The organism is Myceligenerans crystallogenes (assembly GCF_039529775.1).
GTDB lineage: Bacteria > Actinomycetota > Actinomycetes > Actinomycetales > Cellulomonadaceae > Myceligenerans > Myceligenerans crystallogenes.
This window is the reverse complement of record NZ_BAAANL010000004.1, coordinates 369,561-385,552: the sequence shown is the minus strand read 5'-3', so window position 1 is coordinate 385,552 and position 15,992 is coordinate 369,561. Positions and strand designations below refer to the sequence as shown.

General features: G+C 72.7%; 13 protein-coding genes. 6 read left to right on the top strand and 7 right to left on the bottom strand.

The window, feature by feature from the left end; translation table 11 throughout:
- Positions 1-25: 25 nt before the first annotated feature.
- On the bottom strand, positions 26-2,758 hold the full coding sequence (locus tag ABD208_RS11970; protein WP_486348041.1) for a pectate lyase family protein: 2,733 nt from the start codon (positions 2,756-2,758) through the stop codon (positions 26-28).
- 256 nt (positions 2,759-3,014) lie between these two features.
- On the opposite strand from ABD208_RS11970, the gene ABD208_RS11965 reads away from it, so the two are divergent.
- The 3 genes from ABD208_RS11965 to ABD208_RS11955 all read left to right on the top strand — a co-directional run bounded on the left by ABD208_RS11965 (position 3,015) and on the right by ABD208_RS11955 (position 6,273).
- A complete protein-coding gene (locus ABD208_RS11965) occupies positions 3,015-3,395 on the top strand; it encodes a metal-sensitive transcriptional regulator (protein WP_344103002.1) in 381 nt (126 codons plus the stop codon).
- 101 nt (positions 3,396-3,496) lie between these two features.
- The gene (locus ABD208_RS11960) at positions 3,497-3,805 is read left to right on the top strand and encodes a heavy-metal-associated domain-containing protein (protein ID WP_344102999.1); all 309 of its coding nucleotides are present in this window, start codon (positions 3,497-3,499) and stop codon (positions 3,803-3,805) included.
- Positions 3,806-3,831: 26 nt separating this feature from the next.
- Positions 3,832-6,273, top strand: coding sequence for a heavy metal translocating P-type ATPase (locus ABD208_RS11955; RefSeq protein ID WP_344102997.1), 2,442 nt, complete (start codon positions 3,832-3,834; stop codon positions 6,271-6,273).
- 177 nt (positions 6,274-6,450) lie between these two features.
- Here the strand turns inward: ABD208_RS11955 and ABD208_RS11950 are convergent, their stop codons facing one another.
- From ABD208_RS11950 to ABD208_RS11935, 4 genes are read right to left on the bottom strand one after another with little or no spacing between them, the layout of a single operon-like run.
- Entirely contained in the window at positions 6,451-7,242 is a 792-nt protein-coding gene (locus ABD208_RS11950) for an ABC transporter permease (RefSeq protein ID WP_344102995.1), read from the bottom strand.
- A complete protein-coding gene (locus tag ABD208_RS11945) occupies positions 7,239-8,153 on the bottom strand; it encodes an ABC transporter ATP-binding protein (protein ID WP_344102993.1) in 915 nt (304 codons plus the stop codon). The genes ABD208_RS11950 and ABD208_RS11945 overlap by 4 nt, the downstream gene beginning before the upstream one ends.
- Positions 8,150-8,455 (bottom strand): transcriptional regulator, encoded by a 306-nt coding sequence (locus ABD208_RS11940; protein ID WP_344102991.1) that lies wholly within the window; start codon positions 8,453-8,455, stop codon positions 8,150-8,152. The genes ABD208_RS11945 and ABD208_RS11940 overlap by 4 nt, the downstream gene beginning before the upstream one ends.
- Positions 8,448-9,134, bottom strand: a complete 687-nt coding sequence (locus ABD208_RS11935; RefSeq protein ID WP_344102989.1) for a hypothetical protein — start codon at positions 9,132-9,134, stop codon at positions 8,448-8,450. The genes ABD208_RS11940 and ABD208_RS11935 overlap by 8 nt, the downstream gene beginning before the upstream one ends.
- Before the next feature lie 88 nt (positions 9,135-9,222).
- On the opposite strand from ABD208_RS11935, the gene ABD208_RS11930 reads away from it, so the two are divergent.
- From ABD208_RS11930 to ABD208_RS11920, 3 genes are read left to right on the top strand one after another with little or no spacing between them, the layout of a single operon-like run.
- Positions 9,223-10,743 (top strand): S10 family peptidase, encoded by a 1,521-nt coding sequence (locus ABD208_RS11930; protein ID WP_344102987.1) that lies wholly within the window; start codon positions 9,223-9,225, stop codon positions 10,741-10,743.
- A 39-nt stretch (positions 10,744-10,782) separates the two neighbouring features.
- A complete protein-coding gene (locus ABD208_RS11925) occupies positions 10,783-11,571 on the top strand; it encodes a CPBP family intramembrane glutamic endopeptidase (RefSeq protein ID WP_344102985.1) in 789 nt (262 codons plus the stop codon).
- 58 nt (positions 11,572-11,629) lie between these two features.
- Positions 11,630-14,263, top strand: a complete 2,634-nt coding sequence (locus ABD208_RS11920) for a lysylphosphatidylglycerol synthase domain-containing protein (protein ID WP_344102982.1) — start codon at positions 11,630-11,632, stop codon at positions 14,261-14,263.
- Positions 14,264-14,356: 93 nt separating this feature from the next.
- Here the strand turns inward: ABD208_RS11920 and ABD208_RS11915 are convergent, their stop codons facing one another.
- Together ABD208_RS11915 and ABD208_RS11910 are read right to left on the bottom strand one after the other, a co-directional pair.
- A complete protein-coding gene (locus ABD208_RS11915) occupies positions 14,357-14,638 on the bottom strand; it encodes an HU family DNA-binding protein (protein WP_123816084.1) in 282 nt (93 codons plus the stop codon).
- A gap of 191 nt (positions 14,639-14,829) precedes the next feature.
- Positions 14,830-15,972, bottom strand: coding sequence for a copper resistance CopC family protein (locus ABD208_RS11910; protein WP_344102976.1), 1,143 nt, complete (start codon positions 15,970-15,972; stop codon positions 14,830-14,832).
- Positions 15,973-15,992: the final 20 nt, after the last annotated feature.

Here is a 15,992-nt window from a genome sequence, read left to right as displayed (position 1 = left end):
GACGGCGGGGTGCGGGGGGGTGCGGTCAGGACAGGTTGACGGTCGTGCCGCCGATGGTCACCACGAGCTTGCCGCTGGCGTCGAAGCTCCAGGCCAGCGAGCCCGAGTACTGCGAGCAGCGCGAGCCGTTCGAGCCCGAGAACCACTGGTTGCCGCCCGCGTCGCTGCCGACGGTCCGGTCGCTCGACCCGCCGTTGCACGAGGTGTTGTTGCTGAACACGTGCGAACCGGCGTCGAACTGGAAGTTCCGCTCGCTGCTGCCGATGCTCAGGTTGCTCGCGACGGTGATGGAGCCCGGGTTCGAGTTGTACGTGAACCCGTGCTTGCCGTTGTCGAACGCGATGCTGCGGCGCACGACGTGGTTCACCTTGATGCCCTCGCCGCCGAGCTTGTAGCCGTTGCGGTCACCCGCGCCGGCCTGCCCGCCGTTGGAGAGCGTGCCGTTCTCGAAGGCCAGCGAGTCCTCGATGGTGACGACGCCGATCGGGCCGGTGTCGGACTTCGTGTACAGGTCCCAGCCGTCGTCGATGTTGTTGTGCGACACGGTGTTGCGGAACACGTTGCCGGAACCGACCGTGAGCTTCGGGGCGAAGCCGTCCGCGTCCTCGCCGTCGGGGTCCGCGTTGTCGTGCGACACGGAGCTCACCACGAGGTTGTTGGCCGGCCACTCCGAGCTCGGGGCGCCCGCGGTGTACCGCGAGAGCTGCAGGCCGGAGTCGCGGTTGTAGCGGGTCACGACGCGCTCGACGATGTTGTTGCTGCCACCGAGCAGGATGCCGTTGTCACCCGCGCGCTCGACCGTGATGCCCTTGAGGTGCCACCAGTCGGCGCCGATCGCGAGGCCGCGGTTCGAGGTGCTCAGAGCCTGCGCCGAGAAGTTCAGCACCGGCTTCTCGCTGCCGTAGGCGTGCAGCTCCGTGCGGTTGCCCGACAGGCCGTCCCTGGTGATGTCCACCGTCGAGGACAGGTTGTACGTGCCGCCGCGCAGGTAGATCGTGCCGCCCGGGGTGATGCGGGAGACGGCCGAGGCCAGCGTGGTCGGGGCCGAGATGGTCCCGGCCGCGCCGTCGGAGCCGCCCGGAGCGACGTACAGCGCGTCCGCGGCCGGAGCCGTCGGCTCGGTGGTCGGGGTCGGGGAGGTGGTCGGGTCCGACGTCGGCGTGGGGGTCGGCGTCGGGTTGCCGCCGCCCGTGGCGCTCGCGTAGGTCTCGAACTCCGCGATCCGCGGCGTGCTCGACGCGCTCACGACGTCGAAGCTGATCTTGCTCAGCGACACCGGCGTGAACGTGATGACGCCCGCACCGCTGCCCGACGCGAGGGTCGCGCCGGTGCCGTAGTTGACGACCTTCCACGAGCCGATGCGGCCCGACGCGCCCGCGGCCTCACGGATGCTGATCGCGCCGACGGTCTTCGCGCTGCTCCACTTGACCGAGATTCGGCCGGTGGTGCCGGTCGGCGACCAGTAGGTGCTCATGTTGCCGTCGATCACGTTGCCGTAGCTGGTGCCGTCGAGCTTGCTCGAGCCGTCCGCGCCCGCGCCGATGCTCAGGTTCGTCCCCGACGGCGTGCCGCCGGTGGGCGTGGGGTCCGGGGTCGGCGAGGTGGTCGGGTTCGACGTCGGGCTCGTGGTGGGGTTCGACGTCGGCGTGGCGGTCGGCTGGGTCGGCGAGCAGCTGCCGTCCGAGACCGCGAGGTTCGTGTGCGAGCCGGCCGTCTTGGCGAGCAGCGCCGGGATGCACTCCGCACGGTCCATCGAGTACGAGTACGGGATGCTGACCGTGGTGGTCGACGTCGGGTTCGGGCCGGCCGGGTAGTCCTCGGTGCCCCAGGTGACGTTGTCCCAGATGTTGCCGGAGACCTCCCAGTAGCCCCGCGCGTCGGTGTAGAACGTGCCGAGCGGGTTGAGGGCGTTCTGGAAGTAGTTGTTCTCCACCTTCACCTTGGCGCCGAGCCGGGAGTTGATGCCGGACTCGTTGATGCCGTTGAAGTGGTTGTTGTACGTGTGCGCCGTCGCGGCACGCAGCAGCGGGGCGCGCGAGTCGATGTTCCGGTACAGGTTGTGGTGGAACGTGATCGGGCCGTTCGACGTGTCGCTGTCGCCCGAGCCGACCAGGCCGCCACGGCCGGAGTTGCTCAGGGTGCTGTACGAGAGGGTCACGTACTTGGTGCCGGCCTTCATGTCGAAGAGGCCGTCGTAGCCCTCGGACTCGCCGCCGGAGGCGATCAGGTCGACGTGGTCCACCCAGACGTTGCTGACGTTCGACTCCATGCCGATGGCGTCGCCGCCGTTCGAGGTCGGGGAGCCCGACTTCTTGACGTTCCTGACCGTGACGTTCTGGATGATGATGTTCTCGGCCTCACGGATGTGGATGCCGATCTGGTCGAACACCGCGCCGCCGCCGACGCCGAGGATGGTCACGTTGCTGATGTCGCGCAGCTCGATGACACCGGAGGTGGTGTTGCAGCTGTTGCCGTCGACGTCGCTCGTGTTGCCGTGGTTGATCGTGCCCTCGACCTGGATGGTGATCGGGGTGCTGCTGCTGGCGCGCGAGCACAGGGCCTGGTGGATCTGGGTACCGCTGGTCGCCTTCACGGTCGCGCCGCCGGCACCACCGGTCGTGCCGCCGTTCTGCGTCGCGAAGCCGGTCGCGTTTCCGACGGCCTGCGCCTCGGGCATGAACTGAGTGGCCACCAAGCCGAGGGTGGCCGCAAGGGTCGCGGTGGCGACCCCCGCGATGATTGCTCTCGGTCGTCTCATCGTCTTCCTCACGTTCATCGTTGAAGTGTGGGACTGCGCGGCGCCGCGCCGCAAAGTGCCGGCCACGGCCGCCGGTCGCCGTGACCGACGGCGGATACCGCTTTCCGCAAGATACCGGTTTCTCGGACCCCGCGCCAAGCCCTGGGCGAAAATTGGCCCCCCACCTGCGGTTTCTTAACGTTTATGGCGGTGCCGACTGCCCGGGAACATCCCAGAGACTTGCGGAGTTGGTACCCCTGAGGGGTATGGTGATCACATGAGCGAGCACAACAGGCACGGGGGTCACGGCGCCGGCCACGACCACCACGCGGCACACGAGGGCCATCACGACGGCCTCGGCGGCGAGCACGACGGCCCGCACGGCTACGCGTCCGACAAGGAGGCGTACCTGCGGCGGATGAGCCGGATCGAGGGCCAGGTGCGCGGCATCGCCAAGATGATCGACAAGGACGCCTACTGCATCGACGTCCTGACCCAGGTCGCCGCGGTGACCAAGGCCCTGCAGGCGGTGAGCCTCGCGCTCGTCGAGGACCACCTCGGCCACTGCGTCGTGGACGCCGCCCGGATGTCCGACGACGACGCCACCGCCAAGGTCCGCGAGGCGACCGAGGCGATCGGCCGGCTCGTACGGATGTAGCCCGCCCCGCGCCGTCGTCGGCCGCCGTGCGCGGGCAGGCGGGCGGCGTCGGGCACGAACCACCGGACCCCAGTAGTCAACCCCGATGAAGGAGACCTGAGATGACCACCGTGACCACCCTGAACGTGACCGGGATGACCTGCGGGCACTGCGCCTCGTCCGTGACGAGCGAGCTGACGTCCGTCGAGGGCGTGCAGGACGTGTCCGTCGAGCTGCACGCCGGGAGCACCTCGAAGGTGTCGGTGATCTCGGCGCTGCCGCTGGCCGAGGCACCGCTGCGGGACGCCGTCGCCGAGGCCGGGTACGCGGTCGCGAGCGTCGAGGTGCTGGAGAACGCGGTCGCCGCGGAGTCGAGCGCCCAGGCGCCGGCCCGGCAGGCGACGCACATGCTGCCGATCGTCGGCCAGTAGAGCACATTCCGAGCGAGAGGTTTCCGATGACCACCCACGCAGGGCACGAGACACACACCGGGACGGCCGGCGAGGTGGAACTCGCCGTGGAGGGAATGACCTGCGCCTCGTGCGTGGCGCGGGTGGAGCGCAAGCTCAACAAGGTCGACGGCGTCGAGGCGACGGTCAACCTGCCGCTGGAGTCCGCGCACGTGCGGCTGTCCGCCGACGTGGACGACGAGGCGCTGATCGCGGCGGTGCGCTCGGCGGGCTACGGCGCGCGGGTGACCCGGTCGCGGCGGCGTGCGCAGGCGGCGGAGGCCGGGAACGACGCGGGCTCGGGCGGCCGATCGCACGACGACGCGCACGGCGGGCACGGCACCGCGGCGCAGGAGCCGGGCGCGCACGAGGCACACGACGCGCACGGCGGCGGGCACCAGCACACCGAGTACCGCGGGGCCGATCTGCGCAGGCGGCTGCGGGTCGCGGTGGTGCTGACCGTTCCCGTGCTCGTGCTGTCGATGGTTCCGGCGATCGACTTCGCCGGTCAGGCGTGGGTCATCGCGGCGCTCGCGCTGCCGGTCGCGACGTGGGCCGCGTGGCCGTTCCACGCCGCGGCGGCGCGCGCCGCGCGGCACGGCGCGTCCACCATGGACACGCTCGTGTCGCTCGGCGTGATCGCGGCGACGCTCTGGTCGCTGTGGGTGCTCGTGGCCGACGCCGTCGGCGGGCCCGCGGGCGGCGGCGCGATGGGCGAAGGCCCCGAGCTCTACTTCGAGGTCGCGGCCGTCGTGACGACGTTCCTGCTCGCCGGGCGCTACACCGAGTGGCGCAGCAAGCGCACGGCCGGCGACGCGCTGCGCGCGCTCCTCGCGCTCGGCGCGAAGGACGCCGAGCGCGTCGACGTCGGCCCGGACGGCACGCCGCTGCGGTCCGGCGACGGGCGCTGGCGCACCACGCCGGTCCCGGTGTCGGAGCTCCTGACCGGGGACGTCTTCACCGTCCGGCCGGGCGCGACGGTCGCCACGGACGGCACGGTGGTCGAGGGCACCTCGGCGATCGACACGTCCCTGGTCACCGGCGAGCCGGTCCCGGTGGACGTGGCGGCGGGCGACGCCGTCGTCGGCGGCACGGTGAACACGTCCGGGCACCTGCTCGTGCGGGCCACGCGAGTCGGTGAGGAGACGACGCTCGCGCGGATCGGGCGGCTGGTGAGCCAGGCCCAGACGGGCAAGGCCCCCGTGGCGCGGCTCGCGGACCGGATCTCGGCCGTGTTCGTGCCGGTGGTGCTGGTCATCGCCCTGCTGACCCTGGTGGGCTGGCTGCTGGTGACCCAGGACCCGAACGCGGCGTTCACGGCGGCGGTCGCGGTGCTGATCATCGCCTGCCCGTGCGCCCTGGGCCTCGCGACGCCGACGGCGATCCTGGTCGGCACGGGCCGCGGCGCCCAGCTGGGCATCCTCATCCGCGGCCCGGAGATCCTGGAGCAGACCCGCCGCATCGACACGGTCGTCCTGGACAAGACCGGCACGGTCACGCAGGGCCGGATGACCCTGGAATCGGTCGAGGCCCCCTCCGGCCCGGGCGAGGACGAGGTGCTCCGCCACGCGGCCGCGGTCGAGGCCCTCAGCGAGCACCCGATCGCCCAGGCGATCGCCGCCGCCCGGCCCGTCGCCGAACCCGCGGAGTCAGGGCTGGAGGTCAGCCAGTTCGTCGCCCACCCGGGCGGCGGGGTCGAGGGCCTGGTCCGCAGGTCGCACTCCGGGCTGGGGTCGGACGGCCTCGGGCTGAACACCCGGCGGGTCGCCGTCGGGCGGATCTCCTGGCTGGAGGGCCAGGGCGTCACGGTCCCCGCCGAGGTCTCGGACGCCGTCGCGCGGGCCGAGGACTCCGGCGCGACCGCCGTCGTCGTCTCCCTGGACGGCACCGCCCGCGGCGCGCTCGTGCTGCGGGACCCGGCCAAGCCGACGTCGTCGGCCGCGATCGCCGAGCTCAAGGAGCTCGGCCTGCGGCCGATCCTCCTGACCGGCGACAACGAGGGCGCGGCGCGGCATGCCGCGCGCGCCGTCGGGATCGGCGACGACGACGTGATCGCCCGGGTGCTGCCCGACGAGAAGGCCGCGGTCGTGGCCAGGCTGAAGGCCGAGGGCGGCACGGTGGCGATGGTCGGCGACGGCGTGAACGACGCCGCCGCCCTCGCCACCGCGGATCTCGGCCTGGCCATGGGGACCGGCACGGATGTGGCGATGGAGGCCAGCGACATCACCCTCGTCCGTGGTGACCTCCGCGCGGCGCCCACCGCGGTCCGGCTCTCCCGCCAGACCCTGCGCATCATCAAGCAGAACCTGTTCTGGGCCTTCGCCTACAACGTCGCCGCCATCCCGCTCGCGGCGAGCGGCCTGCTCAACCCGATGATCGCCGGCGCGGCCATGGCGGCGAGCTCGATCCTGGTGGTGGCCAACAGCCTCCGCCTCCGCCGAGCGGCCTGACAACGACGCCCTGACAACGACGGCGTGGTTGACCACGAGGTTGCTGTCCGCGCCACGAGGATGCTGTTCGCCCGTCCTGGGGCGATGCGACACAACCTCGTGGCTGCGGACGGCAACCTCGTGGTCCACCACGCCGTCGTCCGTCTGGCGCCGGGCCGCCCGTCGACGAGACCCAGGTCAGCGGAACTTGCGCCCCTCGTCGCGCCGGTAGGACCAGACCGTGAGAGCCGCGAACGCCACCGTCCAGCCCAGCAGCACCGGGACGGCCAGCCGGTACGCCTCGTTCCCGGTCAGCGCCTGGACCAGCAGGTCCCGGCCCGCCCGCGTGGGCAACGCCTGCGAGAGACCGTCCAGCCAGTCCGGGAAGAGTTCCGCGGGCAGGAACAGGCCGCCCGCGAACGCCATCGGGAAGAGGATCAGCTGGACCACCGGGAGGGCAGCCTTGGCCGAGAGGGCGTAGCCGATTCCCAGGCCGAACAGGACGAACGGCACAGCGGTCGCGAGGATCGTGACGACGCCCGCGAGCAGCCGGCCCGGCGTCGCCGTCGCCTCCGTGAACAGCGCGGCGACGACGATCAGCGGGATCAGGCCGAACAGCGCGAACACCGCGCCGTTCAGGACGCGGCCCACCATCTGCGGCCCGGGCCCCGTGGGCAGCGAGCGCAGGTACGGGTAGAACGGGAGCTGCCGGTCCTCGGCGACGCCGAGGCCGTGCGTGAACAGGCTCGCCGAGACGACGGCGAACATCCCCAGCCCGGCCACGGCGATCGTGGCGAACTCCGGGTTGCCGGCCACCTGCTGCTGCGGCACCACGAAGAACACCATCGACAGCGCCGGGAACACCGTGTTCCCCAGCACCGCGACGGGGATCCGCACGGTCTCCAGGAACTGGTACCTGAAATGCAGCCAGGACAGGGTCAGGAAGGGGCGGGTCCGCGCCTGCCCGGCCGGGATCGTCGTCGCGCTCATCGGTTCGCTCCTTCGGTCAGCGCCTGCGGTCGCGTGGCGTCCGACGACGGCGGCGTCGTGCCCGCCCCGCCCGCCTCGCTCGTGAGCTTGGTGAACGCCTCCTCCAGCGAGGCGTGCCGGATCTCCAGCCCGGAGAACTCCTCGCCGGAGGCCACCAGCTCCCGGACGAAGGCGTCGGAGTCGGCGACGACGTGTTCCCGCCGGACGCCGTCGGCCCCGGTGTACTCGACGCGGTTCGCGCCGACGCGGCGGAGGATCGCGCCGAGGCTGTCATCGGCCAGCACGTGGCCGTGGTCGACCACGACCACCCGTTCCGCGAGCGCCTGGATCTCCTCGAGGTAGTGCGAGGTGAGCAGCACGGTCACGCCCGAGCGGTGGTACTCGCGGATCGCGTCCCACAGCACGCCGCGCCCGGCGACGTCGAGGCCGGTGGTGGGCTCGTCGAGCAGCACGACGCGCGGCCGTCCCACCATCGCGAGCGCCACGGCGAGCCGCCGCTTCTGCCCGCCGGACAGCGACCCGGTCTGCCGCCGGGCCAGGTCGTCCAGCCCGAAGCGGCCGAGCAGCTCCGCCGTCGGCACGGCGTCGGGGTAGTGCCCGCCCACGAAGTCCACGACCTCGCCGACCCGGAGCGTGGCGGGCAGCCCGGTCTCCTGCGGCGTCATGCCGAGCGCGATCCGGGCGCTGGGGTCCGCCGGATCCTGCCCGAGCAGCCGCACGGTCCCGGAGTCGGGCCGGCGCAGCCCGCTGATCAGGGACAGCAGCGTGGATTTCCCGGCGCCGTTCGGCCCGAGCAGCCCGACGAGCTCGCCCGGCCCGACGTCCAGCGAGACGCCGTCGAGCGCGACGACCTCCCCGAACGTGCGCCGCACGTTCGTGACGCGGACGACGGCGTCGTGGTGGTCGTTCATGTTCCGGCTCCTTTCAGCAGGTCGGCCAGGGCGGCCTGGTAGGCGCGGAACGCGGCGCGTCCGCTGTCGGTGAGCTTGAGGTAGGTGACGGGGGTGCGCCCCTCGTGGGTCTTGGTGACCGCGACGTACCCGGCGTCCTCGAGCTTGCGCAGGTGCGTCGAGAGGTTCCCGGCGGTCATGTCGAGCAGCGCGCGCAGCCGGGGGAAGGCGATCTCGTCGCCGGGACCGAGGGTGGCGAGCGTCGCCACGATCCGCAGGCGCGCGGGCGCATGGATGACGGTGTCGAGGGACTCCTCAGGCATGCGCGCCCGCCTGGCGCCGCGGGTGGACGACGACGGCGGTCACCGCCCCGGCCACCAGGAACCCGCCGCCGCCCATGAGCGCCATGACCAGGTTGGTCCCGGGCAGCCCGACGAGCGTCGCGACGGCCGCCGTGAGCAGCATCCAGACGCCGAGCACATAGAGCCCGGTGTCCTGGAAGACCATCCCGCCGCCCAGGTACATGAGCCCCACGATGAGGCAGGCGATCCCGTTGGCGGCCACGGCGATCACCGCGCCGTCGGTCAGCCCGGCACGGATCATGCCGTTGAGGACGGCCCACATCGTCACGAAGCCGAGGAACCAGCCCCAGCCGTACATCGCCCCGGTGCGCGACGACACGCCGCGGGTCCCCCTCGACCGCCCGATCGAGTGGACCATGGTCAGCACCATCGCGGCGACGATCAGCCCGGCCAGGGTCCATCCCGCCCAGGCGGCCGGGTCGCTGCCGTCGCGGGAGGTGAACCACATCGCGAGGTATCCGGCGAGCCAGGCGACGCCCCACGCCCCGTACAGCAGCCGGGAGTCCGGGTCGAGCCCGCTGCGCGCGCGGCGCTGCTGCTCGTCGATCAGCCGTAGCCGGGCGGCGGCGTCGAGCTCCGCGCCGTCGTCCCTGCTCTCCACGCCTCGGCTGTCCGACGGCGTGCCGTGGTCCGTTGACATCGGCGGTGCCCTCCTGGGGTTGTGGTTTGTATTGCAAACTACTCTGCCACACTAAGCGGATTGAGACAAGTGGGGTACTTTCCCTCGGGTGAGCGACACTCCGGAACCCGAGACCACCAGCACCCCCGCGGCCCAGGACGGCGGCGCGCCAGCGTCGGCACCGGGCGGGAACACCAGCGCGCGGACCGCCCCGCGCGACGACCTCGTCACCACCCGGCACACCCTGCGCACGCCCGGCGGCGAGCTCGCCTACACGGCCACGACCGGGCGGATCGTGCTCCACGAGGAGATCACCAAGGACGACACCTACGACGGGCGCAAGCCCCGGGCCGAGATGTCCCTGACCTACTACACGCTGGACGACGCCGACGTCACCCGGCGCCCGGTCACCTTCGCGTTCAACGGCGGGCCGGGATCCTCCAGCGTGTGGCTGCATCTCGGGCTGCTCGGGCCGCGGCGCGTGGACTCGGGCGACGTCGGGCACCTGACGCCACCCCCGTACGGTCTGCTCGACAACCCCGAGACGCTGCTGCGGGTGAGCGACCTGGTGTTCATCGACCCGGTGTCGACCGGGTACTCGCGGGCCGCCGAGGGCGAGAAGGCGGGGCCCTACCACGGGTTCACGGGGGACCTCGAGTCCGTGGGCGAGGTGATCCGGCTGTGGACCTCGCGCCACGACCGGTGGATGAGCCCGAAGTTCATCGTCGGGGAGTCGTACGGCGGGACGCGGGGCGCGGCGCTCGCGGAGTACCTGCAGCGGCGGTTCGGGATGTACCTGAACGGGGTGATGCTCATCGCGCCCGCCCTGAACATGGAGACGCTCTACCACGCCGAGGGATCGGACCTGCCGAACCCCCTGTTCCTGCCGGTGTACGCCGCCACGGCGCACTACCACGGGCTGCACGGGGACCGGCCGCTGGCCGAGGTGGTCGCCGAGGCGCGCGGCTACGCGGACGAGTACCGCGCCGTCCTGGCCCGCGGCCAGGCGCTGGACGACGCCGCCCGCGCGGCCGCCGTCGCGCGGGTCGCCGCGATCTCGGGGCTGACGGAGGACTACGTGGACCGCGCCAACCTCCGTCTGGAGCACACGCGCGTGTACGCCGAGCTGCAGCGCGACCGGCGGCTCGTGACCGGGCGGCTCGACACCCGGTACACCCGGCCGGCCGACCACTACCTGCACGAGCAGATGCCCGCGGATCCGTTCATCGACGCGATCACCGGCCCGTACGCGGCGGCGCTGCACCACTACCTGCGCGGCGAGCTGGAGTACGCCCAGGACGCCGTGTACGAGGTGCTGACGCCGAAGGTGCACCCCTGGTCGTACAAGGAGTTCGAGGGCCGCGCGATCGACGTCGCGGACAAGCTGGCGGCCGCCATGATCGCGAACCCGCACCTGCGGGTGCACGTGGCGATGGGGCGGTACGACGGCGGCGTGCCCGTCGAGGCGATCGAGTACAGCCTCGACGCGCTCACCATCCCCCGTGCGGACCGCGAGCGCATCGAGACCCGGACGTATCCGGCCGGCCACATGATGTACGTGGACGAGGAGTCGCGGCTGGCGCAGTCGGCGGACCTGGCGGCGTTCGTGGAGCGGGCGTCGAACCGCTGACCCGCACCCGGGCCGGGGCGGGCCCCGGCCCGGGTGAGAATGGGGCGCGTGACTGACGTGGAGAGCCGGCGGCGGATCGGGGCCGAGATCTGGATCGTGCTGGGGCTGAGTCTCGGCAAGGCCGCCGTCTACGCGGTCGTGAACATCGCCGCGCGCCTCACCGCGGGCACCCCGCTCGCCCAGCAGACCGCCACCCTCAACGCGAGCCGGACGGAACGGCCCTGGCTGGACCTGACGTACCAGCTCCTGGGGATCGGGTTCGCGCTCGTCCCGGTCGCGCTCGCGCTGTACCTGCTGAGCTCGCACGGCCGGGACGCGCTCGCCCGGATCGGGCTGGACCGGGCGCGACCGGCGCGGGACCTCGCCTGGGGCTTCGGCCTCGCCGCGGTGATCGGCATTCCCGGGCTCGCGTTCTACGCGCTCGGGCGGGCGCTCGGCATCACGGTGGAGGTGCGGGCCAGCGCGCTCGACGACCACTGGTGGACGGTCCCGGTGCTGCTGCTGGCGGCACTGCAGAACGGGGTGCTGGAGGAGGTCATCGCGGTGGCCTACCTCGCCGAGCGCGGGTGCCGGGACCTGGGCTGGAGCCGGGTGCGGTTCATCGTGACGAGCTCCCTGCTGCGCGGGAGCTACCACCTGTACCAGGGGCCCGGGCCGTTCCTGGGGAACGTGGTCATGGGGGTGGTGTTCTCCTGGTTCTACACGTCCCGCCGGGGGCGGAGCCGGGTGGTTCCCCTCGTCGTCGCGCACACCCTTCTCGACGTCGTGGCGTTCGTCGGGTACGCCCTCGTCCCGGCGGAATGGCGGGCGGCGCTCGGCATCGTGTGACCAGCACCTTGACGTGTTCTCCGGCCGTCGTCCAGGGCCGCGCCATAGACTCCGAGACATGCCCGACGTGACCGAACGGGCCGCCGGCCCCGGCGGCCACGCCGAGCCCGGCCCGGCGGGAGCCAGGTACGGCCCGGACACCGGACCGGCCCGGCCGGGCACGGCCGCGGCGGACGACGGCATGGTCCGCGTCGTGGACACCCCGGCCCGGCGCGTCCGGCATCCGCGGGACCTGCTGGGGCTGGTGGGCAACGCGCTCGGCGTCGTCCTCGTCCTGGTGATGTCCGTCGTCGCGCACGGCACCACCGAGGGCGTCACGCAGGACGTGCGCTCGTTCAACGACCTCGTCGCGCAGATCCTGTTCATCCCCGTGGTCGTGCTGCAGGGCGTGCTCGCCGTGGTCGGGCCGCTGGCCGTGCTCACGGAACTCGGCGTCCGGCGGCACGGGCGGCAGGTCGTGGAGTCGATCGTCGCGTGCGTGGGCGGCCTCGTCATCGGCATCCTGTTCGGCCTGAGCATCCGGCACCTGGGCAGCGACGAGCTGGTGCGCGGCCTGTCCGTGTGGGTGCTCGGCCGGGGCTTCGAGCTCACCATCCCCACCTACGCCGTCGCCCTCACCGCGCTGCTGACCGTCGCCGGGCCCGCCACGCGCCGTCGTACCGTGCGCTGGACCTGGAACCTGATGTTCCTCGCCCTGCTGATCGTGCTCGTCACCGGCCGCGTGTCGCTGCCCGGCGTGCTCGTCGCGCTGTTCCTCGGCCGGACCGTCGGGCAGGCCGTGCAGTACATCTCCGGCATCCGCAGCGAACGGGCCTACGGCCCGGACCTCGTCGCCGCGGTCCGGCGCGCGGGCTTCCGCCCGGTGTCGCTCATCCGCGTCCGGGACGTGTCCGACGACGCCGACGGCGACCGCGACGGTGATCGGGCCGACGACGGCGTCGGCCCTGACGACGGTCACGACCGTGACGACCGCGCAGATCCTGGCCCCGACGAGCGGGTGACCGACGTCGCCACGCTCGCCCTCGCCCGCACCGGCGACACCCGCGTCTACGCCATGACCGCCGACGACGGCGTCCGCCGCGACGTCGTCGTGCTCGACGGCGACCGGCAGGTCGTCGGCACCCTGACCCGGCTGTGGCGCGCCCTGCGGATGCGCGGCATCGAGGGCCGCGCCGCGATCTCCCTCAAGGCCGTGGCCGAACGGCACGCCCTGCTCTCGTACGCCGCGGCCGCCGCCGGGGTCCGCACCCCCCGGCTGCACGGCATCGGCGAGGCCGACGACTCCGTCGCCCTCGTCCTGGAGCACCCCGCCGGGGCGCGCCCCCTCGCGGAGATCCCCGACGACGACGTCGGCGACGACATCCTCGCCGAGGCCTGGGACCAGCTCGGCCGCGCGCACGGCGCCGGCCTGACCCACCGCGCGCTCACCCCCGACGTCCTGCTCGTGCACCGGGACGACGACGGCGCGCCCCACGTCTGGCTCACCGCCTGGGAACAGGGCGACATCGCGTCCACGCCCCTGTCCCGGCGGCTCGACGTCGTCCAGCTGCTCGGCGTGCTGTCGCTCAAGGTCGGCGCGCGACGCGCGGTCGCCTCCGCCGTGCGGGCCCTGCCCGAGGAGGAGATCGCGGCCATCGGGCCGCTGATCCAGTCGATCGCGCTGCCCCGGCCGACGCGCGAGGCCGTGCGCGCCCGCAAGGGACTCATCGGCCGGCTGCGCGACGCCATCGTCGAGCACCTGCCCGAGGCCGACGTCCAGCCGCAGCGCATCACGCGGTTCGGGGCCCGCACCATCATCATGCTCAGCCTGACCATCGTGGCCGTGGCCGTGGTGGTCGGCACGATCAGCTTCGAGCAGATCGCCGGCGCCGTCCGCGACGCCAACCCCTGGTGGCTCGCGGGCGCCTACGCCTACGCCGTCATCACCTGGTTCGGCGCGGCGCTGACCCTCGCGGCGTTCTCGCCCGTGAAGGTGTCGCTGTGGCGGGCGACCCTGACCCAGGCCGCCGGGTCGTTCGTGGCGCTCGCGGCCCCGGCGGGGATCGGGCCCGCGGCGCTCAACCTGCGCCTGCTGACCCAGAAGGGCGTGAGCGTCTCGATGGGCGTGGCGACCGTCGCGCTGGTGCAGGTGTCGCAGTTCGTGGTGACGGTGCTGCTCCTGCTCGTGATGTCGGTGTTCAGCGGGGAGGGCGTGCTGGTCGAGCTGCCCTCCGCACCCGTGCTGATCGTGCTGGGCGCCCTGGCCGTCGCGGTGGTGGCGATGCTGCTGGTGCCGAAGGTGCGGAACAAGGCGCTGGAGTTCGTGGTGCCGCGGGTCAAGCAGGTGTGGCCGCGGCTCGCGGCGATGCTGTCGCACCCCGGGCGGCTCGCGGTGGGCGTGGCCGGGAGCCTCGTGATGACCGTGGGGTACGCGCTCACGTTCGACGCCTGCCTGCGGGCGATCGGGGAGTCCCTGCCCCTGGTCGACATCGCGCTGGTGTACCTGGTCGGGAACGCGCTGGGAGCGCTGCTGCCGACACCCGGCGGCCTGGGCGGCGTGGAGGGCGCCCTGACGGCCGGGCTGGCCGCCGCGGGGCTCTCACCGGCGCTGGCGGTGTCCGGCGCGCTGCTGTACCGGGCGGTCACCTACTGGGGACGGATCCCGGTGGGGTGGCTCGCGATGAAGCGGCTGGAGCGGCAGGGGGACCTGTAAGGATGTGGCGGGGCCGGGGGGCGGCCCGCATGCCTGAGGCCCGGCACCCCTGGGGTGTGCCGGGCCTCTTTCGCTGACCACGTCAGCGTCGCATCACTTGGCGACGGCCTTCTTGAGGAGCGATCCGGCGCTGATCTTCACACCGAAGTTCGCGGGGATCTGGATCTCCTCACCGGTACGCGGGTTGCGACCGGTCCGGGCGGCGCGCTCGACACGCTCGGCGGAGAACAGGCCGGTCACCTTGACGGCCTCGCCCTTGCCGAGCGACTCGATCAGCACCTCCTGGAAGGCGTCCAGCGCCTTGTCGGCGTCGGCCTTCGTGAGGCCGGACTTGGACGCGATGGCCGAGACGAGCTCGGTCTTGTTGAGCGACATGCGGTTCCCTTCTTCGGACGAGGTCGGCGGTCACGCCGACGTCGATGTCCGATCATGCCAGCAGATCAGCAGAAATTCGCGAAGAACGGTATTTCTTCCGCGAGTCGTCACGTGACGAAGACCTCATCCACGGTTCCGTGAAGGTCCGCTGGCGTTCATGCGGCGAATCGGACACCTGTTCGTGGCGGTCGTCAGGATCCGCCGCCTCCGCCGCCGTCGCCACCCCCGCCGGACGAGCCGCCGTCACCGCCGCCCCAGCCGCCTCCGCCGTCGCCCCCGCCGAAGAAACTGGAGAAGAAGCCGCCTCCGGAACCGGAGGAGCCCGAGGAACCGCTCGAGCCGGAGGAGCCTGAGCTGCCGCCCGAGGAATCCGAGCTGCCGCCGGACGAGGATCCGGGACCGGTCTCGCTGCCGGACCGGCCGGAGCTGCCGTCAGGTCCCGGGCCGTCACCGGCGTCGCCGGAGCCGTCGCGCTCGCCGTCCTTCTCGTCGTCGTCGATACCCTCGCCCGCCCCGGCGTCGGACGCGACGTAACCGGCGGCGCCCGAGGTGCCGCCGCCGTAGCCGCGGCTCCGCATGTCCTCGTCCGCGTTCAGCTTGCGGCGCATGCCCACGACGACGGCGAGCACGACCGCGACCGTGGCGATCCCGGCGACCGCCAGCACGACGGGGGTGGGGATGCCGCCGAGATCCGGTGTCGTGGCGTCGATCGGGTCGGAGGCCGGGGCCTCGTCGGCAGCGGCGGCGTCGGCCGCGGTGTCCTCGGCCGAGGTGTCCGCGGTCGTCGCGGCGGACGCGTCGGTCGCGACGTCCTCCGCGGCCTCCGGCTCGTCGGTGGTGTCGGGGTCCGTCCGGCCGGTCTCGTCCTCCGCGGTGACGTCGGCCGCCTTCTCTGCCGGAGACTCCTCGACGGTGAACGAGAACGCGCCCTCCAGCGGGTGCCCGTCGCCGGACACGATGTGCCAGGCGACGTCGTAGGCCCCGGCGGGCAGGCCGGCCGGAACGGGCGCCGTCAGCACGGCGCCGGCGGCCGTCAGGCCCTTGAGGCCGGTCTTCTCGCCGTCGTCCCCCGTCAGGACGACCTCGGCGCCGCTCTCCAGGGGCTCCCCGGAGAACGTCAGCACGATCTCACCGGGCAGTTCCTCGACCTCTGCCCCGTCGGCGGGCTCGCTCGACAGCAGCGCGTCGTGCGCCGCGGCGGACGGCACCACGAGGAACACCGCGGCGAACGCCAGCATCGCGGCCAGCATCACCCCGGCAAGAGCGGCGACCCGACGAACAGGATCCGGACGAACGGCGACCCGCACCCGGGCCCTCGCGACGACATCAGCCATGGTCCGCACCCTACTCCGGC

What these genes read in the sequence shown, in the direction of transcription:
- ABD208_RS11970 (WP_486348041.1), bottom strand. Translation starts at nt 2,758, where the DNA reads ATGAGACGACCGAGAGCAATCATCGCGGGGGTCGCCACCGCGACCCTT.
- ABD208_RS11965 (WP_344103002.1), top strand. Translation starts at nt 3,015, where the DNA reads ATGAGCGAGCACAACAGGCACGGGGGTCACGGCGCCGGCCACGACCAC.
- ABD208_RS11960 (WP_344102999.1), top strand. Translation starts at nt 3,497, where the DNA reads ATGACCACCGTGACCACCCTGAACGTGACCGGGATGACCTGCGGGCAC.
- ABD208_RS11955 (WP_344102997.1), top strand. Translation starts at nt 3,832, where the DNA reads ATGACCACCCACGCAGGGCACGAGACACACACCGGGACGGCCGGCGAG.
- ABD208_RS11950 (WP_344102995.1), bottom strand. Translation starts at nt 7,242, where the DNA reads ATGAGCGCGACGACGATCCCGGCCGGGCAGGCGCGGACCCGCCCCTTC.
- ABD208_RS11945 (WP_344102993.1), bottom strand. Translation starts at nt 8,153, where the DNA reads ATGAACGACCACCACGACGCCGTCGTCCGCGTCACGAACGTGCGGCGC.
- ABD208_RS11940 (WP_344102991.1), bottom strand. Translation starts at nt 8,455, where the DNA reads ATGCCTGAGGAGTCCCTCGACACCGTCATCCATGCGCCCGCGCGCCTG.
- ABD208_RS11935 (WP_344102989.1), bottom strand. Translation starts at nt 9,134, where the DNA reads ATGTCAACGGACCACGGCACGCCGTCGGACAGCCGAGGCGTGGAGAGC.
- ABD208_RS11925 (WP_344102985.1), top strand. Translation starts at nt 10,783, where the DNA reads ATGGGGCGCGTGACTGACGTGGAGAGCCGGCGGCGGATCGGGGCCGAG.
- ABD208_RS11920 (WP_344102982.1), top strand. Translation starts at nt 11,630, where the DNA reads ATGCCCGACGTGACCGAACGGGCCGCCGGCCCCGGCGGCCACGCCGAG.
- ABD208_RS11915 (WP_123816084.1), bottom strand. Translation starts at nt 14,638, where the DNA reads ATGTCGCTCAACAAGACCGAGCTCGTCTCGGCCATCGCGTCCAAGTCC.
- ABD208_RS11910 (WP_344102976.1), bottom strand. Translation starts at nt 15,972, where the DNA reads ATGGCTGATGTCGTCGCGAGGGCCCGGGTGCGGGTCGCCGTTCGTCCG.